Origin of the sequence: Streptomyces sp. NPDC048349, from assembly GCF_040651925.1 — a bacterium.
Classification (GTDB): domain Bacteria; phylum Actinomycetota; class Actinomycetes; order Streptomycetales; family Streptomycetaceae; genus Streptomyces.
In genome coordinates, this window is record NZ_JBEZLA010000068.1 from 12883 (window position 1) to 38079 (window position 25197).

A 25197-nucleotide genomic window follows, 5' to 3' on the forward strand; every position below is an offset into this window, starting at 1 on the left:
CCGCGTCGAGGGATGCCTGCGGGGGGAAAGGCCGAAATGGTCAACAAGAACCGGATGAACAGGCTCGCCGCCGCCATGGCCGCGGCGGCCCTGGTGTCCGTGGCAGCACCCGCCGCGACCGCCCAGGCGGCCACGGCTGCACGCATCGACCTGAAGGTGCTGGTCGTCGACGACGGCGGCAGCTCGGTCGAGGCGATCACCGCGGAACTCCGCGACACCGGAGTCCCGTACACCCGCGTCCAGCTGGGCAGCAGCGGCCGCCCGGTCATCGATGCGGGCTTCCTCAGCGACACGGTGGACGGCCGCCCCCGTGCCAAGTACCAGGGCGTCGTCCTGCCGAACGAGAACCCCTTCGGCGAGGGCTCGGCCGAGATGGCCGCGCTCACCGCGTACGAGACGGCGTACGGGATCCGCCAGGTCGACGCCTACACCTGGGCCCACCCGGGCGTCGGCCTCGAGTACACCGACAACGGCGGCTACAGCGGCCAGCTCGACGGCACCCGGGCCGCCGTCACCGAGGCCGGCAAGGCGGGCCCCTTCGGCTACCTCGGCGGACAGGTCGACTTCGAGGACAACTCTGCGCTGGTCCCCGAGAGCTTCGGGTTCATGGGCAGGCCGCGGGCCGGCTACACCAGCTACGTGGACGCCCCCGTCGGATCGGGACGGGCCTCGCTCGTCGGCGAGTACACCCACGACGGGCGCAGCGAGCTCGTCGTCACCTTCGGCTACAACCAGCACCAGCAGCAGTTCCGGCTGCTGGCCCGCGGCATCGTCGACTGGCTCACCCAGGGCGTCCACCTCGGCCAGAGCCGCAGCTACTTCGCGGTCCACGTCGACGACGTCTTCGCACCGGACGCCCGCTGGAACAAGGAGCTCAACTGCACGCCCGGCGACTACGCCTGCCCCGGCGGCGAGGGCAAGGAGAGCACCATCAGGATGACCGCCGCCGACGCCGTCTACGCGGCGCAGTGGCAGACGTCCAAGAACTTCAAGCTCGACATGCTCTTCAACGCGGGCGCCGGTGAGGAGTGGAAGGCGGAGAACGGCGGCACCGACGCCCTCACCGCGCAGCTGGTCGCCGACCGGGCCAAGTACCGCTGGATGAACCACACCTACACGCACCCCTTCCTCGGCTGCGTCCAGGACACCACCACCATCCCCTGGACCTGCGTCAAGAACGCCCAGGGCGCCATCCAGTACATGAGCCGCGCGGAAATCTCCGCGCAGATCCGCGACAACAACAACTGGGCCGCCCTCAAGGGCATCACCACCGACCGGACCGAGCTCGTCACCGGCGAGCACTCGGGCCTCAAGACCAACCCGCAGCAGCCCCAGGACAACCCCAACCTGGCCGGCGCGCTCGCCGACAACGGCGTGAAGTGGGCGGGCAGCGACAACTCCCGCGAACCCGCGCAGCGGGCGGTCGGCGCCGCCCTGACCGTGCCCCGCCACCCGATGAACGTGTACTACAACACGGGCACCAACGCCGAGATGGCCGACGAGTACAACTGGATCTACACCAGCCGTGCGCACGGCGGCAGCGGCATCTGCGAGGACAACCCGGCGACCTCCACCTGCCTGCCGGCCCCGGTGGACACCACCACCGGCTACCTGGACCACATCGTCCCCCAGGAGGCCCGCACGGCGCTGCGCCACGTCCTGGCCAACGACCCGCGCCCGCACTACGTGCACCAGTCCAACCTCGCCGAGGACCGCACCCTCTACCCGGTGCTCAACCAGGTCCTCGACACCTACCGGTCCCTGTACGCGCCCAGCGCCCCCATCGTCAACCAGACGATGAAGGAAGCCGGTGTCGAGTTCAGCCGCCGCGCCGCCTGGGACAAGGCCCTCGCCGAAGGCAAGGTCACCGCCTACCGGATCGGCACCACCGTCACCGTCAAGGCGCCCTCCGGAGTCGTCGCCCCGGTCACCGCCCCCAACGGCACCAAGAAGCAACTCCTGCTCGGCACCGCCGACTTCGGCACGGCCTACGCCGGCACCCGCTCCACCTGGACCGGGCCCGAACTGCTGCAGAGCGCCGTCACGCTCAAGCTGCCCAGCTGACCGTACGGGCCTTCAGCCAGCCGAGTCACACGAGCGCCGGCGCTCCGCGAACCACGGGCGCCGGCCCCTTTCACGTCCTGGGGGGACACACCGCATGAGCCATGGGCGTCATGTCACCATGCTCACCGAAGGCACCTACCCGCACGTCCACGGGGGCGTCAGCACCTGGTGCGACCAGCTGGTCCGCGGTATGCCGGAGGTCGACTTCAACGTCATAGCCCTGACCGGCTCCGGACGCGAGCCGGTCACGTGGGAACTGCCGCGCAACGTCTACCGGCACACGTCCGTACCGCTCTGGGGGGCTCCCCCCAGGCACGGCCGCCGGACCGCCCTGCGGGGCAAGGCCCAGCGCCGCTTCACCGAGGTGTACGAAACCTTCCTGCTGTCCCTGCTCGACCCCGGCCGCGGGGGATTCTCCGGGGCCCTGCGCGAACTGGCCGTCCTGGCCAGCGCCGGCCGCCTCGCGCCGGCCCTGCGCTCCGAGTCCGTGCTCCGCCTGCTGATGACCGTGTGGTCCCGCCCCGGCCTGACCACCGCCGCCGCCGCGCCCACCATCCACGACGCGCTCACCGCCACCGACCTGCTGGAACACGCACTGCGCCCGCTCTGCGTGCGGATCCCGCGCGACAGCGTCGCCCACGCCGTCAGCAGCGGCCTCGCCACCCTCCCGGCCCTCGCCGCCAAGTACCTCGACGAGGTGCCCTTCCTCCTCACCGAGCACGGCATCTACCTGCGCGAGCGCTACCTCGGCTACCGCTCGGCCGCCCAGCGCTGGCCCGTCAAGGCCCTCATGCTCGGCTTCTACCGCGAGCTCAACACCGAGGGCTACCGGCAGGCCGACCTGATTACCCCCTGCAACCAGTACAACCGCCGCTGGGAGGAGCGCGGCGGCGCCGCCCCGGACCGGATCCGCACCGTCTACAACGGCGTCGACCCGCACGCCTTCCCCGACGCCGGCCCCGAACCCGAGGTGCCCACCCTCAGCTGGTGCGGCCGCATCGACCCCATCAAGGACCTCGAAACCCTCATCCGGGCCTACGCCTTCATGCGGGAGGAACTGCCCGCGCTGCGGCTGCGCCTCTTCGGACCCGTCCCGGCCGGCTGCGAGGAGTACAAGCTGCGGCTGGAGAAGCTCGCCGCCGACCTGGGCGTCACCGACGGGATCTCGTACGAGGGCCGCATCGAGCAGGTGGCCCTGGCCTACGCGGCCGGCAGCATCGTGATGCTCTCCTCCATCAGCGAGGGCTTCCCGTTCAGCATCATCGAGGCCATGTCCTGCGGCCGCACCACCGTCTCCACCGACGTGGGCGGGGTCCGCGAGGCAGTCGGCGACACCGGCCTCGTCGTCCCGCCGCGCGAGCCCGAGACCATGGCCCGCGCCACCCTCGCCCTGCTCCGCGACGACGAACGCCGCGCCGAGCTCGGCCGGGCCGCCCGCAGCCGGGTGGTGGAGAAGTTCACCCTCCACCAGTCCGTGGACGGCTTCCGGCACATCTACCGGGAACTCGCCGGCCAGCCCGTCCTGCCCGTCCGCGCCGGCGACGAGTGGACCCAGCGGCTCGCCGACCCCTGGTACCGCGAGCTCGCGGCCGACGGGAGCCTGTGGTGAGCGGATCCCTCTGGCTGCAGCCGCCCGGTTCCGGCGGGGCCCCGGGCCCCGCCGGCCCGGCGGCCCGGCGCCGCCTCCTCATCGCCGGGGCGTCCGGAGCCTGCGCCGCCCCCGGCGGATCCGTCCCCGCGGACACCCTGCCGGCCGTCCCCCGGCCGCGCCGCGAGGGCCCCGCGGCCGCCGACCCGATGGACGAACTCGCCGAGCGCCTCGACCCGTTCATCGCCGCGGCCGTCCACCCCGACGAGATCGCCGCCGTCCTCGAATCGGACGGCATGACCGACGAGTACATCCGGCTCACCTACGGCCGCCACGACTCCTTCGCGCTCGCCGAAGAGCTCTACGCCCGGGTGCCCCGCTCCTTCCCGGAGCCCGAGGACGCCCCCGACCCCTGGAAGGTCTCCCTCACCGCCTGCCTCCTGCGCGGGGTGATCTTCGCCTTGCCCGGGCTCGCGTACGTCCTGGGCGCACCCCTGCTCGACGGCCCGCCCGACCGCCTCGGCCTGCCCGCCGGAACCCTGACCCTGCTCGCCGGAGCGCTCATCGGCTGGGTCTGGGACCAGACCCTCTCCCACCGGGCCTACTCCTGGCTCGGGCTCGGCGACCGGGCCGCCGCCGGGCGGACCCTGCTCGCCGGCGCCCCCGCCGGGTCCCTGCTGGGCACGGCCGCCGCGCTGGCCGTGCCCGGCGGACCGCCCTTCTCGTTCGCCTTCGCCGCGGGACAGGCCCTCTACGTCGGGGCCGCCACCGTCCTGCTCGTCCTCGGCCGGGAGCGGGTCCTGCTCGCCGCCCTCGGCCCGATGGCCGCCGGGGCCCTGCTCGCGCTCGTCGTGGACCTGCCCGTGCCGGTGCGGACGACCCTGCTCGGCGCGTCCCTGCTGGCCGCCTGCACCCTGGCCGTACGCGAACTCCCGCTGGCCGAAGGCACCCGGGCGGCCGCCGCCCGGCTCCGGGGCCGGCGGGTCCGCCGGCCCGGGACCGGTCCGGTGCGCTGGCGGATGCTGCGGGGCGCCGAGGAGGAGTATTCGGCGCGCGGCCCCCGGCTCGGCGACTCCGTCCCGTACGGGGTCTTCGGCCTCGGCACCGGCCTGCTCGTGCTGTACGCCGCCCTCGGCGAGGTGCTCGCCGGAGGACCCGCCGAAGCCGTCGCCGCCCCCTCGGCGGTGGCCCTCACCCTCAGCATGGGTCCCGCCGAATGGCTGCTGCACCGGTTCCGCAGCGGCAGCCTCGCCGGGCTGCGGGCCGCCCGCTCGCCCCGGTCCTTCCGGCGGCGGATGCTGGCCACCCTGGCCCGGTGCCTCGCCGCCTACCTGGCGGTCCTGCTCGCCCTGGGGCTGGTCGGCACCCTGCTGTGGCCGGGCGCCCCGGCCCTCACCGGGGCCCGCGGCGCGACCCTGCTCTTGCTGGGCGCCGTGATGTGGACCGGGCTGCTGCTCCAGTCCTTCGGTGCGGTCCGGCCGGCGGCCGTGGTCTGCGCCTCGGCCGCCGTCGCCCAGAGCCTGGCCCTGCTGACCGGACTGGGGCAGCCCCGGCTGGTCCAGCTGGCGGTGGCGGGCGCGGCCGCCGCGGCGCTGGCCGCACTGGTCTGCCTGCTGCTGGGCCGTGCGACGGCGCACCGCTGATGCCGCGACCGCCCCGCCCCTCCCGCCGATGCCTTCGCCGATGCCCGTGACCCCGTACGAGAAGGACCCCATGCTGCTGGTGCCGCTCTACGAGCACCCCGCCGACCGGCCCGAGGAGTGGGAACTGCTGATCCGCTCCGCCGGGCGACTGCACTCCGTGGTGCTCAACCCCGACAGCGGGCCGGGCCGGGCCCGCGACGAACGCTTCGCCGCCGTCGCCGGCCGGCTGCGCGCGGCCGGGGTGCCCGTCCTCGGCTACGTCGACACCGACTACGGGCGCCGCCCGCACGCGGACGTCGTCCAGGACCTGCTGCGCCACCGCGACTGGTACGCCGCCGACGGCGCCTTCCTCGACCAGTCCTGCGCCGAACCCGACCTGCTGCCCCACTACGGGCGGCTCGCCGTCGCCGCCCGGGCGGCGGGCGCCCGTACCCTCGTCCTGAACCACGGCGTCCACCCGCACCCCGGGTACGCCGGGCTCGCCGACCTGCTCGTCACCTTCGAGGGACCCTGGGACGCCTACCGGGACGCGGCCACCGCGCCGGCCTGGACCGCGGACCACCCCGCCCAGCGGTTCTGCCACCTCGTGTACGCCGTCCCGCCGGACGCCCCCGCCGCCGACCTCGCCCGGGAGCGGCGGGCGGGGGTGCACTGCGCCGTCCCCGGAACCGGCGCACACCCGTGGGGGACCCTCCCGTACGCCCTGGAGGCAGCCGGATGAAGCGTTTCGCCACCGTGCTGGTCGCGGCGCTGCTGCTGCTCACCGCCTGCACCGCGCAGCCACCGGACGACAGCGAGGACGAGCCCTACCCGTGGCCCGAACAGGCGCCGGGGGAGCTCTGGCGGCCCCCGCCCGGCGTCGGCTGGCAGTGGCAGCTCACCGGGAAGCTCGACACGTCGGTGAAGGCGCCCGTGTACGACGTGGACGGGTTCACCACCACCAAGGAGCAGGTCGCCGCGCTGAAGAAGGCCGGCCGCAAGACCATCTGCTACCTGTCCACCGGCGCCTGGGAGGACTTCAGGCCCGACGCGGACGCCTTCCCGAAGACGATGCTCGGGCAGGGCAACGGCTGGGAGGGCGAACGCTGGCTGGACATCCGGCGGCTGACCGAGCTGGAACCCCTGATCGCCCGACGGTTCGACATGTGCCGGGACAAGGGCTTCGACGCCGTGGAGCCCGACAACATGGACGGCTACCGCAACACCTCGGGCTTCCCCCTCACCGCCGAGGACCAGCTGCGCTACAACCGGCTGATCGCGAAGCTCGCCCACGACCGGGGCCTGGCGGTCGGCTTGAAGAACGACCTCGACCAGATCCCGCAGCTCGTCGGCGACTTCGACTTCGCGGTCAACGAGCAGTGCGCTCAGTACGACGAGTGCGAGGAGCTGACCCCCTTCATCGACGCGGGCAAGGCCGTCTTCCACGTGGAGTACGAGCTGGGCACCGACCGCTTCTGCACACGCTCGCGCGAGCTGAAACTGAGCTCGCTGCAAAAGCGCTACGACCTGGACGCCTGGCGCCGCTCCTGCCGTTGACGTCAGAGCGGCAGGACCGCGTGGACGCGGTAGCCGCCCCCGTAGCGGGGGCCGGCGAAGCAGGTCCCGCCCAGGGCGCCGGTGCGCTCGCGCATGCCGAGCAGGCCGTGGCCGCCGCCGGGGTCCGCCGGACCGGGGGCGCCGTCCGCGCAGTCGCCGCCGTCGTCGAGGACCGTCACCTCCACCGAGGGACCCACCCGCACCACGCTGACCTCGGCCCGGGCCCCGGGGCCGGCGTGCTTGCGCACGTTGGTCAGCGCCTCCTGGACCACCCGGTACGCCGCCAGGTCCACCGCGGCCGACAGCGGGCCCGGCTCGGGCCCCAGCTGGACGATCACCTCCACCGGCAGCCCCGCGTGCCGGAAGGTGTCCACCAGTTCGTCCAGGACGGCCAGCCCGGGCGCGGGCTCGGTCGGCGCCTCCGGGTCACCGGACTGCCGCAGCAGCCCGACCGTGGCCCGCAGCTCGTTCAGGGCCGACCGGCTGGCGTCCCGTACGTGGGCCAGCGCCTCCTTGGCCTGGTCCGGCCGCTTGTCCATGACGTGCGCGGCCACCCCGGCCTGGACGTTGACCAGGGCGATGTGGTGGGCCACCACGTCGTGCAGGTCCCGCGCGATCCGCAGCCGCTCCTCGGCGACGCGCCGCCGCGCCTCCTCGTCCCGGGTGCGCTCGGCGCGCTCGGCCCGCTCCCGGATGGCGTCGACGAAGGCCCGCCTGCTGCGCACGGCGTCGCCCGCGGCGGCGGCCATGCCGGTCCAGGCGAAGATCCCGATGTTCTCCTGGGCGTACCAGGGCAGCGGACCGGCGAGCATGGCCACACCGGTCAGACCGGCCATGGTGACCAGCCCGATCCGCCAGGTCGTGGGCCGGTCGGTGGCCGCGGCGACCGTGTACAGGGCGATCACCGTGCACATGGCGACGGGCGCGCGCGGCTCCCCGGTGGTGAGCTCCAGCAAGGACAGCCCGCAGGTCACGGCCAGCACGGCGCGCGGCCGCAGGCGCCGGAACACCAAGACGGCCGCGCCCAGCAGCATCAGCAGCAGGGAGAACGGACCGGGGTTGCGCGTGCCGAAGGTGGGCCCGTGCGGCCCGTGCGGATCGGCGAAGGACCCCAGGACCATGCAGACGAGCGCCCCGAACGCGAGCACGGCATCGGTGGCGAGCGGGTGGGCCCGCATCCACTGCCGGGTGGGCGCGAACGGCCCGAGGTCTGTCGTCACCCCGTTACGGTACGGCCTGCCCTGCGCGGGCGGTCCCGTCGGTTCATTGGGGCCGGGTGTCCAGCGGGGGCGGGCGTCCGCCCAGGGACGTCCCGGAGCGCTCCCGCCCCCACGCCGCCCGGACCACGCACAGGGCCATCACGGCGGCGATGGCCGCCAGGTGCTCCTTGCCCGCCAGGTTGTTCTTGACCAGCACCTCGCCGATCATCACCAGGACCACCACCGCGCCGGTCGCGTACGCCCGGTACCGCCAGCAGACGTAGAGGGCGAGCCCGACCACCGCGGCCGAGGGGCCGGTGTCGTTGACGATCCGGTCGGACACCGGCAGGCCCAGGGGGTGGTCCGGCCCCAGCGCGAGCCCGATCCGTGCGTACGTGGTCCCGGCGAGGGTGGCCACGTAGCCGATCACGAGGGTGCGCCACCAGCCGATGCAGATCTCCGAGATCCCGAAGACGAGCAGGATCTGGGCGAGCGCCCCCCACACCGGAAGGTCGAGGGCGGGCACGAACAGTGACAGCGGGGTCCGCAGCAGGGCCAGCCAGAGCGGGTCGACGGCCTTGACCGACCCGAGGTTCTGCACCGGCTGGAAGCCCCAGGAGGTGTTCTGCACGATCTGGAAGACCGAGGTCAGGCAGACCGCGCCGAGGGTCATCGGGACCGCCCGCCACCTGTCGCGGGCCAGCGCGTCGCGGACGGTCCAGAACAGGGGTCCCCACTCGCGGCGGGCGAACCGCCCGAGTGCGGAGGTGTTCCACGCTGTCAACGGCGGGTCTCCAGGTGTCTGCGGTGCAGCCACTTCGGCAGGCCGGGGGCTTCCAGGAAGCCCTCGGCCCGGCCCGCCGCGATACCGATCCGCAGCAGGTCCGAACTCTTCTCGAAGAGCATGAACCGCGGTTCCCAGATCGGCCGGTATTTGGCGTTGGCCCGGTAGAGGGACTCGATCTGCCACCAGCGGGAGAAGAAGCTCAGCAGGGAGCGCCACATCCGCAGCACCGGGCCGGCGCCGAGCCGGGACCCGCGCTCGAAGACGGACCGGAACATCGCGAAGTTCAGCGAGACCTGGGTGACCCCGATCTCCTTGGAACGTTCCAGGAGTTCGATGACCATGAACTCCATCAGGCCGTTCTCGGAGTCCCGGTCCCGGCGCATCAGGTCCAGCGACAGGCCCCCCGGCCCCCACGGCACGAAGGACAGCACGGCCCGCAGATCGCCGTTGCCGTCGGTGCACTCCAGCATCACGCACTGGCCGTCGCCGGGGTCGCCCAGCCGGCCCAGTGCCATGGAGAAGCCGCGCTCGGTCGCGCCGTCGCGCCAGTCGTCGGCCCGCTTCACCAGCTCGTCCATCTGCGCGGGGGGGATATCGGCGTGACGGCGGATCCGTACGGTGTACCCGGCGCGCTTGACGCGGTTGTACGCCTGCCGGACGGTCCGCATGGCGCGGCCCTCCAGGGTGAACTCGGCGGTCTCCACGATCGCCTCGTCGCCGAGCTCCAGCGCGTCCAGCCCGTGCCGCGCGTAGATCTGCCCGGCCTCCTCGCTCGCGCCCATCACGGCCGGCACCCAGCCGTGCTCGCGCGCCTCCGCCAGCCACGGCTCGATGGCGCCGGGCCAGGCCTCGGGGTCGCCGATCGGGTCGCCGGATGCCAGGGAGACCCCGCCGACGACGCGGTAGGTGACGGCGGCCTTGCCGGTGGGGGACCAGATGACGGACTTCTCGCGGCGCAGCGCGAAGTAGCCGAGCGAATCGCGCTCCCCCTGCCGGGCGAGCAGGGCGCGCAGCCGTTCCTCGTCCTCCTCGGAGAGGGGGTCGACGGCGCGGCGCGAGCGGAAGGCCGCGAACAGTACGGCGAGCAGGAGGAGCATCGACATCACGTTGACGAAGACGTCCACCCAGGCGGGGGTGTCGATCGTGCTGTAGGCCCGGGCGTCCGGGTCCAGGGTGATCAGCCGCATCGCCCCGTACCGCCAGCGGGTCAGGAAGGTGGCTGCGGCGCTGTCGGCCGCGGTGTTGGTGGCGCCGACGAGCATGGCCGCGACCAGTGAGGTGACGAGCAGGCCGACGGCGGCCACGAGGGTGGCCAGCGCGGGGTTGGAGCGGTCGCCCTTGGCGTAGAACTCCCGGCGGCCCAGCAGCAGGGCCGCGACGAAGGCGGCGGTCAGGCCCAGCGAGACCCAGTTCTGGGCGTGTTCGCGGAACTGCGGGTAGCACACGTCGGGGCCCCACGAGCAGGGCACGAAGGCCGCCCGGGCGAAGTCGAGCAGCAGCATCCCGCCCAGGACGAGGTTCAGGATCCAGGCGGCCCGCTTGCGGCGGCCCATGGTGACCGCCAGCAGCAGGCAGAACAGCCCGGAGGCGAAGCCGGCCGTGAGCAGGTACGGGGTGTAGAAGTCCGCGGCGTTGTGCCGGCGCAGATCCTGCCCGAGCGAAACCCACACCGCGCTGAGGAAGTTGACGAAGGTGACGGCCCGCAGGTACCAGACGGCGAACGCGGCGCCGCGCCGCGAACGGGTGCTCCCCCGGCCGGTCTCCCGGCCGTTGCCCGCCTCCCGGCTGCTGCCCGCCTCCCGGCCGCCCGCCGCCGCCCTGCCGGCGGGGTCGCCGCCGGTGTCTTTCCTGCCGGATGCCGGTCCGGGCACCGGTACGGTGCCGCGGTCGGTCTGTGCCCTGCTCAAACGGACCTCTCCCATAAAAAGCGATCTTATGGGGCGCCGCCGTCCACAGTGGCCGGCTCCGGGACCGCGCGGACCGGTCAGGTCCGCGAACCCCGGCGGCTCACTCCGCCGGCTCCTGCACCGCCCGCTCCGGGAGCTGCGCCGCGAGTGCGGCGGCCGCCTGGACCAGGGGGAGGGCCAGCAGTGCCCCGGTACCTTCGCCCACAGTGACGCCGTGATCGAGCACGGGGTTGAGTGCCATCCGGTCCAGGGCCTTCGACTGGCCGGGCTCCCCGCTCGCCTGGCCGGCCAGCCACCAGTCGGGCGCACGGAACGCGGCCCGCTGGGCCACCAGGCCGCAGGCCGCCGAGACGACCCCGTCGAGGATGACCGGCGTGCGGCGCACCGCGCACTGGAGCAGGAAGCCGGTGATGGCGGCCAGATCGGCCCCGCCCACCGCGGCCAGCAGCGCGATCTGGTCGCCGAGGACCGGCCGGGCCCGGCGCAGCGCGTCGCGGATCGCCGCGCACTTGCGCATCCAGGCCAGGTCGTCGACGGGCAGGCCGCCGCGGCCGGTGACCACCGAGGCGTCGGTTCCGCACAGGGCTGCCACGAGGGTGGCGGCCGCCGTGGTCCCGCCGACGCTGAGGTCGCCCAGGACGACCAGGTCCGTGCCGGAGTCGGCCTCCTCGTCGGCGATCTTGATGCCGAGCTCCAGAGCGGCGCGGGCCTCCTCGACGGTGAGCGCGTCCTCCTTGTCGATCCGTCCGCTGCCGCGCCGCACGCGGTGGCGGACGACGTCCTCGGGAAGCAGTGCGGGGTCGCAGTCGAGCCCGGCGTCGACGATCCGCACGGTGGCGCCGAACCGGCCGGCCAGGATGGCGACGGGGCTGGACCCGTCCAGCACGGCCCGTACGAGCTCGTGGGTGCTGGACGCCGCCCGGGCGGAGACCCCTTCGGCGGCGATCCCGTGGTCGGCGGCGAACAGCACCACGCGGGGGCGCTCGATCGGCTTCACCGGCACCCGGCCCTGCGCGGCCGCGAGCCACTCGGCGAGTTCGTCGAGCCGGCCCAGCGCGCCGGGGGGCACGGCGAGGCGTTCACGGCGTTCCTCGGCGTCACGCCGGACGCCCCCGTCGGGGCGCTCGATCAGATCGGAGAAGTCGTCGAGATTCAGCGTGCTCATCTGCCAGAGAGTACAGCCGGTAAGGCCCTCCCTCAGGCCTCGGGTTGGGCCCCCGGCGGCCGCTCCCGGCCCGGCCGCAGGGCGCCCAGATGGACACCCAGCAGGACGAGCGGAGCGCCCAGCAGCAGACCGGCCGTCAGCTCCTCGTCGTCGAGCCGGGCCGACAGCAGGATCGTGATCACCGGGATGACCACGAAGGCGTAGGCCGCCCGAGAGGCGCCCCACCGCCGCACCACCACCAGGTAGAGGACGAAGGTCAGCACCGAACCGGCCAGTACCAGGTACGCCAGTGCCCACCAGGTTGCCGGCAGCCGTGGCAGCCGGTGATCGTCGCCCGCGGCGAACGAGCCCGCGCACAGCAGCAGCGCCCCGGCGCTCATGCCCACCGCGTTCATCGTCACCGGGTGCACCGGCGGCAGCCGGTGCACCAGCACGGTCGCCTCGGCGAAGGACAGGACGGCGCCCAGGACCGCCAGCAGGGACAGCACGGGAACATCGGCCTGCAGCGGTGCCCGCGAGGCGAGGGCCACACCGGCGGCCGCCACGAGCGTGCCCACGAGCGCCGACGGCCGGAAGCGTTCCTGGCGCTGGACCACCACCAGCAGCAGCGCCGCCAGAGGGACCAGGGCCAGCAGTGTCTGCCCCAGGCCCGCGTGGACGCGGACCAGCGCGTAGTAGGCCAGCGCGAAGGTGACCCCGAAGTTGAGCACCCCGTACAGTGCCGCCCCGGCCAGCGCCCGCCCGCGCGGCAGCGGCAGGCGCATGAAGGCCATGACGGCCAGCAGCACCAGTGCGGCGGCGCCGAACCGGACCGCGGCGCCCCACAGGGGGTCCAGCTCGCGATTGCTGAACCTGACGCCGACCGCGTTGCCGCCGCCCGCGAGACAGCAGCCGGTGAAGGCGGCGAGCCCCGCCCTCTCTGCGGTTCGACTCCATCGCTCCACGGGATCACCCCGGTTGTCCGCCGGCCGCTCCTGCCGGCCGCTCCAGCGCTATTCCTTGAGGACGGACGCCTGCCCCGCGACGACGAGGAGCACGTGTTCGCACTCGCCCGCGACCGCCGCGTTCAGGCGGCCCAGCTCGTCGCGGAACCGGCGGCCCGAGGCCGTCGCCGGGACGATGCCCGAGCCCACCTCGTTGCTGACCAGCACCACCCGCCGGCGGGTCGCCCGCAGGGCCGCCACCAGCTCGGCGGTCCGGTCGCGCAGCTCGTGCTGCCCGCCCTTGGCCCACACCGCGTCGTCCCAGGCGCCGACCCGGTCCATCGCGTCCGTCAGCCACAGCGCCAGACAGTCGATCAGCAGCGGCGGACCCGTCTCGGCGAGCAGCGGGACCAGGTCGCAGGTCTCCGCCGTCCGCCAGCTCGCGGGCCGCCGCTCCCGGTGCAGCCCGACCCGCTGCGCCCACTCCGCGTCCCCGTCCCGGCTGCCGCCGGTGGCCACGTACACCACGTCGGGGAAGCCCTCGAGCCGCCGCTCCGCCTCGAGGGACTTGCCGGAGCGGGCCCCGCCCAGCACCAGCGTCCGGCGCGGCAGGTCCGGCACCGCGTGGTACTCCCCGACGATCACGGTGGTTCCGTCGGGCACCGCCCGGGCGCCGGCCGCGGCGCACCGGCGCTCCAGCTCCCGGCCGGGCGGGACGTCGTGGTCGAGGTGGACGGCGATCACGTCCGTGGCCGGGCCCACCGCGCCGCTCGCCCGCAGCCGGGCCAGGGCCTCGGGCCGCCCCAGCACATCGGCCAGGACCATGTCGTACGGACGCAGCCCGCTCTGCCCGTCCGTCCCCGCCGGGGCCCCGCCGGGCGGCAGGTACAGCAGCCGGTTGCCGTCCGGGCCCGTCACCTCGTACCCGGTGCCCGGTGCGTCCATCGGCACCGCGCGCACCCGGTGCCCTGAGATCACCGACAGCTCCCGCCCGTCCGGCACCCGCCCGGCGGCCGGCAGCCCGGGCGGCAGCTCCACGGCGGGCCCGTCGTGCGGGTGCGTCAGCAGGACCTGCCGTACGCCGGTCAGCGAATGCCCGGCGCGGGCGCCCGCCAGCACCGCCCCGGGGGTCAGGTCGAGCAGCAGCGCGCCGTCGACGAGGACGGCCGTGGCGGCTCGCGCCCGGGTACCGACGGAGAGAGCGCAGGCCGCACAGGGGCAGCCGGGGCGGGGCAGGCCCTCGGGTGTGCCGGTGCCGAGCAGAGTGAGTTCCACAGGGAGATCCTCCCGCGTCGCCGGGAGTGGTGCGCGCCCGGTTACTCTGCGGGCAGACTCAAGGCGAGCAGCGGACGAGCAACGGAGGCGGACATGGCGTGGACGTGGCGGTTCGAGACGGCCGAGGGCACCGAGGCGAGCCCGGCGGTGGAACCGGAGGAGTTCACCACGCAGGGGGACGCGGAGTCCTGGATCGGTGAGGTGTGGAAGGAGCTGCTGGACGGCGGCGTCGAGCAGGTGAAGCTGTCCGACGACGGCGGGACCGAGCTCTACACGATGAGCCTGCGCGCGGCCCTGGACGCGTAGCCCCTCAGGGGGCTCGGCGACTGCCGGGTCCGGCCGGGGACGCCCCGGTCGGACCCTTTCCGCGTTCCCGGCCCGGGCCCGGGGCCGCGGCCGGGCGGCCGGTCGTCGGGCTATTGGCCCCGTACGCCGCACAGGTGCAGCAGCGCGGCGACGCCCCGGTAGGGGTCGGTGCGCCCGGCGCGCTCCTCGGCGGCCAGCAGCCGCTCCAGCTCCTCCTCGGGCGGGAGGTTCTCGCCCGCCTCGGTGCCGTCGGTGAAGACGCGTACCCCGTACCAGGACTGCAGGGGCGCCCCGATCCCGTTCAGCGTGGCCGTCAGCCCGGCCAGCCGGTCGGCCCGTACGTCCATCCCCAGCCGGTTGCGGTAGTCGACGCTGTCGAACGCGGCCAGCGCGGACGTCCAGTCACCGCCCAGCCCGGGCCGCATGGCGAGCGCGTCGCCGTTGCGCACGAGCAGGGACAGCAGTCCGCCCGGCGCCAGCATCCGCGCCAGCCCGGCGAGCATGGCGTCCGGTTCGGGTACGTACATCAGCACCCCGTGGCACAGCACCACGTCGAAGCTGCCCGGCAGGAAGTGGGCGCCGGTCTCGCGGCCGTCGCCCTCCATGAGCCTCACCCGGTCGCGGATCCCGGCGGGTTCCGCCTCCAGCGCCTCGCGGGCGACGGCCAGCATGCCCGGGTCCTTCTCCAGGCCGGTCACCTTGTGCCCGGCGCGGGCGAGGCGCAGCGCCTGGGTGCCCTGGCCCATGCCGACGTCGAGGACGCGCAGCCGCTGCCCCACCGGGAAGCGCTGCGCGATCTGCTCGTCGACCTGCCGGCCCACGAGTTCCTGCCGGACCGCGTTGCGCAGTCCGCCCAGGCCCTCGAGCCACAGCCGGGCTCCCCCCGGACCTCCCCAGGCGAAAACGTCCCCCGACGCTCCGGGCGTCCCTCCGCTCAGGGTCGTTCCCCGCGCTTGACCTGCGGCTTGGGCAGGCGCAGCCGGCGCATCTGGAGGGTGCGCATGAGGCCGTACGCGACGGCGCCGCGGCGGGGCTCGTTCGCGAAGCGCTGGTTGAGCGCCTTGCGGAGGCGGAACACCAGGCCGATGGAGTCGACCACGATCAGGGCGATCACGCCCATCCACAGGATCAGTGCGATGTTCTGGATGGACGGCACCCGCACCATGCTCAGCACCAGGATGATCACTGCCAGGGGCAGGAACATTTCCGCGACCGAGAAGCGGGAGTCCACGTAGTCGCGGACGAACTTGCGGACGGGGCCCTTGTCGCGCGCGGGCAGGTACCGCTCGTCGCCGTTGGCCAGCGCCTCGCGCTGCTTGGCCATCTCTACGCGGCGGCGCTCGCGGGCACGCTTGGCGTCCTCCTTGCGGTTGCCGGTCGAGGCCACGACGGCCTTGCGCTGCGACTGGGCCACAGCACGCTTCGGCGTCGGGCGGCCCTTCGGGGCCTGCGGGTCACGGGGCTGCGAGAGGTCGGCGCTCACCTTGTCGGTGGCGGCGGCCTTCTCTTCCTTGGAGGAGCGGCTACCAAACACAAAACCCAAGCCTACGTGGTTGCGGGCATGCGCCCCACCCCGGTGGGGAACGATCCGGCAACGGCGGGCGTCCTTCCCCGTACAGGGAGCGTGCGGTGGCCGCTCGCCGAACCGGTCCGTGCCGGTCGGGGGTCCACCTACTCCTCACGCCTGACACGGCGGGGACGCTGTCGTCCTGGAGGAGGAGCGCATCCGTACTCGAACAGTGCGGTAATGGAGACAGGGCCCGTACTGTGGGTTCTGTTGGTGACCTGGAGCACAGTCCGTCTAGAAGGGGGCGCGCGAAGCCCATGAGCGGTGTCATGAAGCGTATGGGGATGATCTTCCGCGCGAAGGCGAACAAGGCCCTGGACCGGGCCGAGGACCCGCGCGAGACCCTCGACTACTCCTACCAGAAGCAGCTCGAGCTGCTGCAGAAGGTGCGTCGCGGAGTCGCCGACGTGGCGACCTCCCGCAAGCGCCTGGAGCTGCAGCTGAACCAGCTCCAGAGCCAGTCCGGCAAGCTGGAGGACCAGGGCCGCAAGGCCCTCGCCCTGGGCCGCGAGGACCTGGCCCGCGAGGCCCTCTCCCGCCGCGCCTCGCTCCAGCAGCAGGTCAGCGACCTGGAGGTACAGCACCAGACCCTGCAGGGCGAGGAGGAGAAGCTGACCCTCGCCGCCCAGCGCCTGCAGGCCAAGGTGGACGCCTTCCGCACCAAGAAGGAGACCATCAAGGCCACCTACACGGCCGCGCAGGCACAGACTCGGATCGCGGAGTCCTTCTCCGGCATCTCCGAGGAGATGAGCGACGTCGGCCTGGCCATCCAGCGGGCCGAGGACAAGACCGCCCAGCTCCAGGCCCGTGCCGGGGCGATCGACGAGCTGCTGGCCTCCGGCGCGCTCGACGACCAGAGCGGGCTCGGTTCCAAGGACGACATCCAGGCGGAGCTGGACCGCCTGTCGGGCGGTACGGACGTGGAGCTGGAGCTCCAGCGGATGAAGGCCGAGCTGGCCGGCGGTCCCTCCGCCCAGCAGCAGGCCCTCGAGGGCGGCGCCCCGGGCACCGCCCAGCAGCCCCGGACCCAGCACCGGTTCGACAAGCAGTAGGACGGGGTCCGTCATGATTGTCCGCATCATGGGGGAAGGCCAGGTCAAGGTGGCCGACAGCCACTTTCCCGAGCTCAACAGGCTGGACGACGAGCTGCTCGCGGAGATGGAGAGCGGCGACGGGGAGGGTTTCCGGCGCACGCTGGTCGCCCTGCTCGATGCCGTACGGCGGTTCGGCGAGCCGCTTCCCGACGAAGCGCTCGAGCCGTCCGAGCTGATCCTGCCCGGGGACGACGCCTCGCTGGAGGAGGTCAGGGCGATGCTCAGCGACGACGGACTGATCCCCGGCTGAGGCACGGCGCTGACGGACGGGCCACGCAGACGGGCCGCGCACACGTACACGGAGACGGGCACCAGCAGACGGGCCAGTAGACGGGCACCAGCAGACGGGCACGACGACGGCGGGCCCTCCCCTTCTCCGGGGAGGGCCCGCCGTCGTTGCGTCAGGGGCCGGGCGGCTTTTCGACGGCCGCCCGCTCCTGGTCGGGGGTCCCGCCGATGAAGTTCTCGAACTTCCGCCGCGGCAGCGCCCATCGGCGGTCGTGGTGGAAGGCGCGCAGTCCGGCCTTGGCCCGGGCGCGCGGGCGTTTCGCGTAGAACTTCCTGGCATAGGGAGAGCCGGGCCTGGCCAGCCGGATCGCGCCGATGAGCGCGACGAAGGGGATGACCACGCCGAACAGCGCCGTGCGCGCCTTGCCCTTCCACAGCGCGATCAGGGCCAGGAAGAAATTGGTGGCGGTGTTCATGGCGACGAGCCCGCGGCTCTGCAGCTCCTCGTCGGTCAGGTCGTTCACCCCGAAGGGCACGAACCCGCCGAGCACCAGGGCGACCAGGGCGGCCGTGAGGACCACGATCTCCACGCTCTTGCGGCCCTGCTCGCTCCAGTACACGTCGTCGAGGTGCAGGATCAGCGCGAACTCGTCCAGGACCAGACCCGCGCCCAGTCCGAAGATGACGGCCGAGAGCCCCGCGCCGAAGCCGTGCCGGGCGCTGCCCACCGCCCCGAAACCGCCGATGATCACCAGGATCACCCCGGGCACCACGTGGTGGATGTGCATCCCGCCGGGCGTGACGTTCTTGAACGGCCCCCGCCCGGCCCGGATCAACCGGGTGATCACGCGGGTGACCAGGAACGACATCACGAAGGAGAGCAGGGCGAGCAGGAGGGGGAGCTTCCCCGGTTCCACGATGTTCCGATACCACCAGTGACCCATCCCACTGACTCCCTATTTGGCCGGTAATGCGTAATTTACCGTCCGTGGTGACCGGGTAGCGTTCGGCCCGATGACAGAGTCGTTCGATGATCAGTCCCCGGAGCCGGCCCCGACCCCGCCGCCGGACCGCGCCTCGCTCCCCGACGGCGTCCGCTTCGCCTTCGGCACGCTGACCGTGCTGCCCGCCCGCATCACCCGCTGGGACCGCCCCGCCGCCCGCACCGGCATGGCCTGCGCCCCGCTCGCCGGGCTGGCCGTCGGCCTGCTCGCCGCCGTGCCCGGGGCGCTCCTGCTGGCGCTCGGCGGAGGCCCGCTGCTCGCCGCGGCCGTCACCGTCGCCGTCCCGGCGGCGCTCACCCGGGGCCTGCACCTGGACGGACTCGCCGACACGGCGGACGGCCTGGGCAGCGCCAAACCGGCCGGCGAGGCCCTGCGCATCATGAAGCAGTCCGACATCGGCCCCTTCGGCGTGGTGACCCTGGTGCTCGCCCTGCTGGTGCAGGTGGCCGCCCTGTCCGACGCCTACGCCGACAGCTGGATCCGCGGCTCCCTGGCCGCGGTGACCGCCGCCGTCACCGCACGCCTGGCCATGACCCTCGCCTCCCGGGAAGGGGTCCCGGCCGCCCGCCCCGAAGGGCTCGGCGCGGCGGTCGCCGGGGTGGTCCCGCGCCCCGCGGCCGCCGCCGTCACCGCCGCGGTCGTGGTGCTCGCCGCGGCCGCCGCCCTCCCGCTGGGCCTGCCGGCCGCCGGACGGCACGCGGCCGCCGTCCTGGCCGCCCTCCTCGTCGCGGAGCTGCTGCTGCGCCGCTGCGTCCGGCGGTTCGACGGGGTCACCGGCGACGTCTTCGGGGCCCTGGCCGAGGTCTGCGCGACCACCGCCCTGGTCCTGCTCGCCCTGGGCTGACCGGCCCCGGCCGCGCGGGCCCACGTACCCTCACCCCGTGGACCACATCCCGACGGACCCGACGGACCCGACCCCCGCCGCGCCCATCAAGGTGCTGCTCGCCGACGACCAGGCTCTGCTGCGCAGCGCCTTCAAGGTGCTCGTGGACTCCGAGCCCGACATGGAGGTCGTCGGGGAGGCCTGCGACGGGGCGCAGGCCTACGCGCTGGCCCGCCGCACCCGCGCCGACGTCGTGCTCATGGACATCCGGATGCCCGGGACCGACGGCCTCGCCGCGACCCGCATGATCAGCGAGGACCCGGAACTGGCCGCCGTGCGCGTGGTGATGCTGACGACCTTCGAGGTCGACGAGTACGTCGCCGCCGCCCTGCGGGCCGGCGCCTCCGGCTTCCTCGGCAAGGGCGCCGAACCAGAGGACCTCCTCAGCGCCATCCGGGTCGCGCACGCCGGCGAGGCGCTGCTCTCCCCGGCCGCCACCAAGGGGCTCATCGCCACCTTCCTCGCCCAGGGCGGCGGCGCCGACCCGGCCTCGGCCGCCGCCACGGCCGGATCGCACGCGGAGCGGCTCGCCGCGCTGACCGTCCGGGAGCGCGAGGTCCTCGTACACGTGGCCGCCGGGCTGTCCAACGACGAGATCGCCGGCCGGCTGGAGGTCAGCCCGCTCACCGTCAAGACCCACGTCAACCGGGCCATGGCCAAGCTCGGTGCCCGCGACCGGGCCCAATTGGTGGTCATTGCCTACGAATCGGGACTGGTCCGGCCGCGCGCCGAGTAGCGCGGGAGCGGCCGCAGTAGTGCGGCGTACTGCGGACGCGGTATGCGGCGGACAAGGACGGGACCTGCGAGCGACGCTGCGGCGCCGCGGCGTGAGAAAGGCTGGAGTGCCCTTCGCCGACGTCACAGCAGAGAGATCCCCATCCATGTCCTGGCTGTCCCGCTTCAGCCTTGCCCAAAGGGCGTTGATCGGCCTCGTGTCGATCGTCGCGCTCCTCTTCGGCGCCATAGCCATCCCGCAGCTCAAGCAGCAGCTGCTGCCCTCCATCGAACTGCCCATGGTGTCCGTGCTGGCGCCGTACCAGGGCGCCTCGCCCGACGTGGTGGAGAAGCAGGTCGTCGAGCCGATCGAAGCCATGCTCAAGGGCGTCGACGGCATCACCGGCATCACCTCCACCGCCAGCGAGGGCAACGCCCTCGTCATGGCCACCTTCGACTACGGCGACAGCGGCACCAAGCAGCTCGTCGCCGACGTCCAGCAGGCCGTCAACCGGGCCCGCGTCCGGCTGCCCGCCGAGGTGGACCCGCAGGTGGTCGCCGGTTCCACCGACGACATCCCGACCGTCATCCTCGCCGTCACCTCCGAGAAGGACCAGCAGGCCCTCGCCGACCAGCTGGAACGATCCGTCGTCCCCGTCCTGTCGGACATCGAGGGCGTCGGCCAGGTCACCGTCGACGGGGTCCAGGACCTCCAGGTCACCGTCACCCCCGACAACGCCAGGCTCGCGGCCGCCGGCCTGGACGGCGCCGCGCTCGCCCAGGGCCTCCAGGCCGGCGGCGCGACCGTACCCGCCGGTTCCTTCGACGAGGAGGGCAAGAACCGGACCGTCCGCGTGGGCGCCGGCTACACCTCCCTCGCACAGATCGAGGACCTGCGCCTGAGCCCCGGCCCCGGCAAGCCGCCCGTCCGCCTCGGCGACGTCGCCACCGTCAGGCAGGAGGCCGCCAAGGCGGTCTCGATCACCCGCACCAACGGCAAGCCGAGCCTCGCCCTCGTCCTGACCATGGACAAGGACGGCAGCGCCGTCGCCATCTCGGACGCCGTCAAGGACGAGCTGCCCGCGCTGCGTTCCGCACTCGGCTCCGGCGCCGACCTGACCGTCGTCAGCGACCAGGGCCCGGCCGTCGCGAAGTCCATCTCCAGCCTCACCACCGAGGGCCTGCTCGGCCTGCTCTTCGCCGTGATCGTGATCCTGGTCTTCCTGGCCTCGCTGCGCTCGACGCTGGTCACGGCGGTCTCCATCCCGCTGTCCGTGGTCCTCGCGCTCGTCGTGCTCTGGACCCGCGACCTGTCGCTCAACATGCTGACGCTGGGCGCGCTCACCATCGCCATCGGCCGCGTCGTCGACGACTCGATCGTGGTCCTGGAGAACATCAAGCGCCACCTCGGCTACGGCGAGGAGCGCGAGGCCGCCATCCTCGCCGCGGTCAAGGAGGTCGCCGGCGCGGTGACCTCCTCCACCCTCACCACCGTCGCCGTCTTCCTGCCGATCGGCCTGGTCGGCGGCATGATCGGCGAGCTCTTCGGCTCCTTCTCGCTCACCGTCACCGCCGCCCTGCTGGCCTCGCTGCTCGTCTCGCTGACGGTCGTGCCGGTGCTCTCGTTCTGGTTCCTGCGCGCCCCGAAGGGCGCCGCCGAGGACCCGGCGAAGGCCCGCCGCGAGGCCGAGGAGAAGGAGGAGCGCAGCAAGCTCCAGCGCATCTACGTCCGGGTGCTGGGCTTCGCCACCCGGCGCCGCCTGACCAGCGTCGCGCTCGCGGTCGTCATCCTCGTCGGCACCTTCGGGATGACCCCGCTGCTGAAGACCAACTTCTTCGACCAGGGGGAGCAGGACGTCCTGACGGTCAAGCAGGAGCTGGCCCCGGGCACCTCGCTGGCCGCCTCCGACGAGGCGAGCCGCAAGGTCGAGCAGGCCCTGGCCTCGGTCGAGGGCGTCAAGAGCTACCAGGTCACCGTGGGCTCCTCCGGCTTCCTCGCCGCCTTCGGCGGGGGCACGGGCTCCAACCAGGCCTCGTACCAGGTCACCTTGAAGGACTCCGGCACGGCGGAGGCCGTCAAGAAGCAGATCGAGGGCAAGCTGGACGCCCTCGACGGGATCGGCGAGACCCGGATCGCGGCGGGCGACGGCTTCGGCAACCAGAACCTCAGCGTCGTCGTCAAGGCGGGTGACGGCGAGGTCCTCGCCCAGGCCGCCGAGCAGGTCCGGGCGGAGGTGGCGAAGCTGGACGACGTCACCGACGTGCAGAGCGACCTGTCCCAGTCGGTGCCCCGGATCTCGGTCACCGCCACCCCCAAGGCCGCCGAGGCGGGCCTGAACCAGGCCGCGCTCGGCGCGATCGTCGCCCAGGCCGTACGGGGCAACCCGGCGGGCAAGGCCGTCCTGGACGACACCGAGCGCGACATCGTCATCAAGTCCGCGCAGCCGGCCACCACCCTGGCCGAACTGCAGGCGCTGCCGGTCGGCCCGCTGAGGCTCGGTGACGTCGCCGAGGTCAAGGTGGTGCCCGGCCCCGTCGCGATGACCCGGATCGACGGCGCCCGCGCCGCCACCGTCACCGCGAAGCCGCTGGGCGACAACACCGGCGCGGTCAGCGCCGAGCTCCAGACGAAGCTCAAGGCCCTGGACCTGCCCGAGGGCGCCACCGCCTCCATCGGCGGCGTCTCCGAGGACCAGGACGAGGCCTTCGCCTCGCTGGGCCTGGCCATGTTCGCGGCCCTCGCGATCGTGTTCATGCTGCTGGTCGCGACCTTCCGCTCGCTGGTCCAGCCGCTGATCCTGCTGGTGTCCGTCCCGTTCGCGGCGACCGGCGCGCTCGGCCTGCTGATCGCCACCGGAACCCCGATGGGCGTCCCGGCGATGATCGGCATGCTGATGCTCATCGGCATCGTGGTGACGAACGCGATCGTCCTGATCGACCTGGTCAACCAGTACCGGGCCCAGGGCCTGGGCGTCGTCGAGGCCGTCGTCGAAGGCGGCCGCCACCGGCTCCGCCCCATCCTGATGACGGCCCTGGCGACGATCTTCGCGCTGCTGCCGATGGCGCTCGGTGTCACCGGCGAGGGCGGCTTCATCTCGCAGCCGCTCGCGGTCGTGGTGATCGGGGGCCTGGTCAGCTCGACGCTGCTCACCCTGCTCCTGGTGCCGACCCTCTACACGATGGTCGAGCTGCGCAAGGAGCGCCGCCGGGCCAAGCGCACCGCCAAGCGCGCGTCTCGCCTGACGGTGGTCCCGGACCCGTCGTCCGCGCAGGACGACGAGACCCCGGCCACGGTCTGACCCGGCCCGCGGCAGCCGCGGCGGCGGCCTCCCCCTTCGTACCGGGGAGGTGAAACGAAAGGGGCACCCCCCCGGGGGGTGCCCCTTTCGCCGATCGGTGCCGTGGCTACGGAAGCGCCAGCATCCGCTCCAGGGCCAGCTTCGCGAAGCTCTCGGTCTCCTTGTCGACCTGGATCTGGTTGACGAGGTTGCCCTCGGCCAGGGACTCCAGGGTCCACACCAGGTGGGGCAGGTCGATGCGGTTCATCGTCGAGCAGAAGCAGACCGTCTTGTCGAGGAAGACGACCTCCTTGTCCTCCGCGGCGAATCGGTTCGCCAGGCGGCGGACGAGGTTCAGCTCGGTGCCGATCGCCCACTTGGAGCCGGCCGGAGCCGCCTCCAGCGCCTTGATGATGTACTCCGTCGAGCCGACGTAGTCCGCGGCCGCCACGACCTCGTGCTTGCACTCGGGGTGGACCAGGACGTTCACCCCGGGGATGCGGGCGCGCACGTCGTTGACCGAGTCGACCGAGAACCGGCCGTGCACCGAGCAGTGCCCGCGCCACAGGATCATCTTGGCGTTCCGCAGCTGCTCGGCGGTCAGGCCGCCGTTCGGCTTGTGCGGGTTGTAGAGGACGCAGTCGTCCAGGGACATGCCCATGTCGCGGACGGCGGTGTTGCGGCCCAGGTGCTGGTCCGGGAGGAACAGCACCTTCTCGCCCTGCTCGAACGCCCACTCCAGGGCCTTCTTCGCGTTGGACGAGGTGCAGATCGTGCCGCCGTGCTTGCCGGTGAAGGCCTTGATGTCGGCGGAGGAGTTCATGTACGAGACGGGGACCGTCGCACCGGCTATGCCGGCCTCGGTCAGCACGTCCCAGCACTCCGCGACCTGCTCGGCGGTGGCCATGTCGGCCATCGAGCAGCCCGCGGCCAGGTCCGGCAGGACCACCTTCTGGTCGTCCGAGGTCAGGATGTCCGCGGACTCGGCCATGAAGTGCACGCCGCAGAAGACGATGTACTCGGCCTCCGGCTTGGCGGCCGCGTCCTTGGCCAGCTTGAAGGAGTCACCGGTGACGTCGGCGAACTCGATGACCTCGTCACGCTGGTAGTGGTGGCCGAGGATGAAGACCTTGTCCCCGAGCTTCTCCTTGGCCGCGCGGGCGCGCGCCACGAGGTCCGGGTCCGACGGCGAGGGCAGGTCGCCGGGGCATTCCACCCCGCGCTCGCTCTTGGGGTCGGCTTCGCGGCCGAGCAGCAGCAGGGCAAGGGGCGTCGGCTGGACGTCCAAAGGCTGGGCGGTGGTCACGACACGCACCCTTTCTGTTCTGCGACGAGGTACTGACAAGGGACTTCTTGAGGCGCCGGTTCGACTTCTCGTCTACTTGACGCTATCTATCATAACCGCTTCACGTCAGTTTGACGATGCCGATAGTGTCAATGTGACGCATCACCCCGTCGATCCGCGGGCCCGCCCGACCCGTGGTGTGCGAGCATGAATATCTGAAACAAGCGTCGGGTCCCGGAATGAATCCGCGGTCCCGCTCGTTGCCACCGACGGCAAGAGTCCGACGTTTCCCTGCCTCCGGCGGGGAGCCGCCCACTTCGGGAGTGAATGCAGATGTCCGTACAGGACGACAAGACCACTGTGAGCGACGGCATCCTCCTGTCCGACGCCGCCGCCGAGAAGGTCAGGACCCTGCTGGAGCAGGAAGGCCGCGATGACCTGGCGCTGCGCGTCGCCGTCCAGCCCGGCGGCTGCTCCGGCCTGCGCTACCAGCTCTTCTTCGACGAGCGCTCCCTCGACGGCGACGTCGTGAAGGACTTCGACGGCGTCAAGGTCGTCACCGACCGGATGAGCTCCCCGTACCTGCACGGTGCCTCCATCGACTTCGTCGACACCATCGAGAAGCAGGGCTTCACGATCGACAACCCGAACGCCACGGGCTCCTGCGCCTGCGGCGACTCGTTCAGCTAAGCCTGGACCGGTACCGACGACGAAGGCCCGTCTGCGGTCGCACACGCGACCGCAGACGGGC

General features: G+C 72.9%; 22 protein-coding genes. 12 read left to right on the forward strand and 10 right to left on the reverse strand.

Annotated features, from left to right (window positions below; translation table 11 throughout):
* Positions 1-36: 36 nt before the first annotated feature.
* The 5 genes from AB0D44_RS28870 to AB0D44_RS28890 all read left to right on the forward strand — a co-directional run bounded on the left by AB0D44_RS28870 (position 37) and on the right by AB0D44_RS28890 (position 6831).
* Positions 37-2064, forward strand: a complete 2028-nt coding sequence (locus tag AB0D44_RS28870; protein ID WP_362596231.1) for a hypothetical protein — start codon at positions 37-39, stop codon at positions 2062-2064.
* Between the two features lie 94 nt (positions 2065-2158).
* Complete coding sequence (gene pelF, locus AB0D44_RS28875; protein ID WP_362596233.1) at positions 2159-3673, forward strand: GT4 family glycosyltransferase PelF; 1515 nt, start codon at positions 2159-2161, stop codon at positions 3671-3673.
* Positions 3670-5295 (forward strand): hypothetical protein, encoded by a 1626-nt coding sequence (locus AB0D44_RS28880; RefSeq protein WP_362596235.1) that lies wholly within the window; start codon positions 3670-3672, stop codon positions 5293-5295. The genes pelF and AB0D44_RS28880 overlap by 4 nt, the downstream gene beginning before the upstream one ends.
* A gap of 40 nt (positions 5296-5335) precedes the next feature.
* A complete protein-coding gene (locus tag AB0D44_RS28885; protein ID WP_362596237.1) occupies positions 5336-6016 on the forward strand; it encodes a spherulation-specific family 4 protein in 681 nt (226 codons plus the stop codon).
* Entirely contained in the window at positions 6013-6831 is an 819-nt protein-coding gene (locus AB0D44_RS28890; RefSeq protein ID WP_362596239.1) for an endo alpha-1,4 polygalactosaminidase, read from the forward strand. The genes AB0D44_RS28885 and AB0D44_RS28890 overlap by 4 nt, the downstream gene beginning before the upstream one ends.
* Before the next feature lie 2 nt (positions 6832-6833).
* On the opposite strand, the gene AB0D44_RS28895 is transcribed toward AB0D44_RS28890, so the two are convergent.
* The 6 genes from AB0D44_RS28895 to AB0D44_RS28920 form a co-directional block, all read right to left on the reverse strand.
* Complete coding sequence (locus AB0D44_RS28895; protein WP_362596271.1) at positions 6834-8009, reverse strand: sensor histidine kinase; 1176 nt, start codon at positions 8007-8009, stop codon at positions 6834-6836.
* A gap of 85 nt (positions 8010-8094) precedes the next feature.
* Positions 8095-8814, reverse strand: coding sequence for a hypothetical protein (locus AB0D44_RS28900; RefSeq protein WP_362596241.1), 720 nt, complete (start codon positions 8812-8814; stop codon positions 8095-8097).
* The gene (locus AB0D44_RS28905) at positions 8811-10739 is read right to left on the reverse strand and encodes a phosphatidylglycerol lysyltransferase domain-containing protein (RefSeq protein WP_362596243.1); all 1929 of its coding nucleotides are present in this window, start codon (positions 10737-10739) and stop codon (positions 8811-8813) included. The genes AB0D44_RS28900 and AB0D44_RS28905 overlap by 4 nt, the downstream gene beginning before the upstream one ends.
* Before the next feature lie 85 nt (positions 10740-10824).
* Complete coding sequence (cobT, locus tag AB0D44_RS28910; RefSeq protein WP_362596245.1) at positions 10825-11889, reverse strand: nicotinate-nucleotide--dimethylbenzimidazole phosphoribosyltransferase; 1065 nt, start codon at positions 11887-11889, stop codon at positions 10825-10827.
* A gap of 32 nt (positions 11890-11921) precedes the next feature.
* Entirely contained in the window at positions 11922-12833 is a 912-nt protein-coding gene (locus AB0D44_RS28915) for a DMT family transporter (RefSeq protein WP_362596247.1), read from the reverse strand.
* 48 nt (positions 12834-12881) lie between these two features.
* Positions 12882-14087, reverse strand: coding sequence for a bifunctional adenosylcobinamide kinase/adenosylcobinamide-phosphate guanylyltransferase (locus AB0D44_RS28920; RefSeq protein ID WP_362596249.1), 1206 nt, complete (start codon positions 14085-14087; stop codon positions 12882-12884).
* Positions 14088-14180: 93 nt separating this feature from the next.
* Between AB0D44_RS28920 and AB0D44_RS28925 the strand changes: the two genes are divergently transcribed.
* Positions 14181-14393: a hypothetical protein gene (locus AB0D44_RS28925; protein ID WP_362596251.1), complete on the forward strand. Its 213-nt coding sequence runs from the start codon at positions 14181-14183 to the stop codon at positions 14391-14393.
* A 110-nt stretch (positions 14394-14503) separates the two neighbouring features.
* Here AB0D44_RS28925 and AB0D44_RS28930 read toward each other — a convergent pair whose 3' ends face one another.
* Together AB0D44_RS28930 and AB0D44_RS28935 are read right to left on the reverse strand one after the other, a co-directional pair.
* Entirely contained in the window at positions 14504-15214 is a 711-nt protein-coding gene (locus tag AB0D44_RS28930; protein ID WP_362596253.1) for a class I SAM-dependent methyltransferase, read from the reverse strand.
* Positions 15215-15327: 113 nt separating this feature from the next.
* Positions 15328-15936 (reverse strand): DUF3043 domain-containing protein, encoded by a 609-nt coding sequence (locus tag AB0D44_RS28935; RefSeq protein WP_362596255.1) that lies wholly within the window; start codon positions 15934-15936, stop codon positions 15328-15330.
* Positions 15937-16217: 281 nt separating this feature from the next.
* Between AB0D44_RS28935 and AB0D44_RS28940 the strand changes: the two genes are divergently transcribed.
* Both AB0D44_RS28940 and AB0D44_RS28945 read left to right on the forward strand, forming a co-directional pair.
* Positions 16218-17012 carry a PspA/IM30 family protein gene (locus AB0D44_RS28940; RefSeq protein ID WP_362596257.1) on the forward strand — a complete coding sequence of 265 codons (795 nt, stop codon included), beginning with the start codon at positions 16218-16220 and terminating at the stop codon, positions 17010-17012.
* Between the two features lie 13 nt (positions 17013-17025).
* Positions 17026-17304, forward strand: coding sequence for a hypothetical protein (locus AB0D44_RS28945; RefSeq protein WP_362596259.1), 279 nt, complete (start codon positions 17026-17028; stop codon positions 17302-17304).
* 151 nt (positions 17305-17455) lie between these two features.
* Here the strand turns inward: AB0D44_RS28945 and AB0D44_RS28950 are convergent, their stop codons facing one another.
* The gene (locus AB0D44_RS28950; protein ID WP_362596261.1) at positions 17456-18226 is read right to left on the reverse strand and encodes a hypothetical protein; all 771 of its coding nucleotides are present in this window, start codon (positions 18224-18226) and stop codon (positions 17456-17458) included.
* Positions 18227-18296: 70 nt separating this feature from the next.
* Between AB0D44_RS28950 and AB0D44_RS28955 the strand changes: the two genes are divergently transcribed.
* The 3 genes from AB0D44_RS28955 to AB0D44_RS28965 all read left to right on the forward strand — a co-directional run bounded on the left by AB0D44_RS28955 (position 18297) and on the right by AB0D44_RS28965 (position 23182).
* Positions 18297-19130 (forward strand): adenosylcobinamide-GDP ribazoletransferase, encoded by an 834-nt coding sequence (locus AB0D44_RS28955; protein WP_362596263.1) that lies wholly within the window; start codon positions 18297-18299, stop codon positions 19128-19130.
* A gap of 37 nt (positions 19131-19167) precedes the next feature.
* Positions 19168-19905, forward strand: coding sequence for a response regulator transcription factor (locus AB0D44_RS28960; protein WP_362596265.1), 738 nt, complete (start codon positions 19168-19170; stop codon positions 19903-19905).
* Positions 19906-20050: 145 nt separating this feature from the next.
* Positions 20051-23182, forward strand: coding sequence for an efflux RND transporter permease subunit (locus tag AB0D44_RS28965; RefSeq protein WP_362596267.1), 3132 nt, complete (start codon positions 20051-20053; stop codon positions 23180-23182).
* 106 nt (positions 23183-23288) lie between these two features.
* On the opposite strand, the gene nadA is transcribed toward AB0D44_RS28965, so the two are convergent.
* Entirely contained in the window at positions 23289-24476 is a 1188-nt protein-coding gene (nadA, locus tag AB0D44_RS28970; protein ID WP_257556659.1) for a quinolinate synthase NadA, read from the reverse strand.
* A 303-nt stretch (positions 24477-24779) separates the two neighbouring features.
* Between nadA and erpA the strand changes: the two genes are divergently transcribed.
* Entirely contained in the window at positions 24780-25136 is a 357-nt protein-coding gene (gene erpA, locus AB0D44_RS28975; protein WP_030010511.1) for an iron-sulfur cluster insertion protein ErpA, read from the forward strand.
* Positions 25137-25197 lie beyond the last annotated feature (61 nt).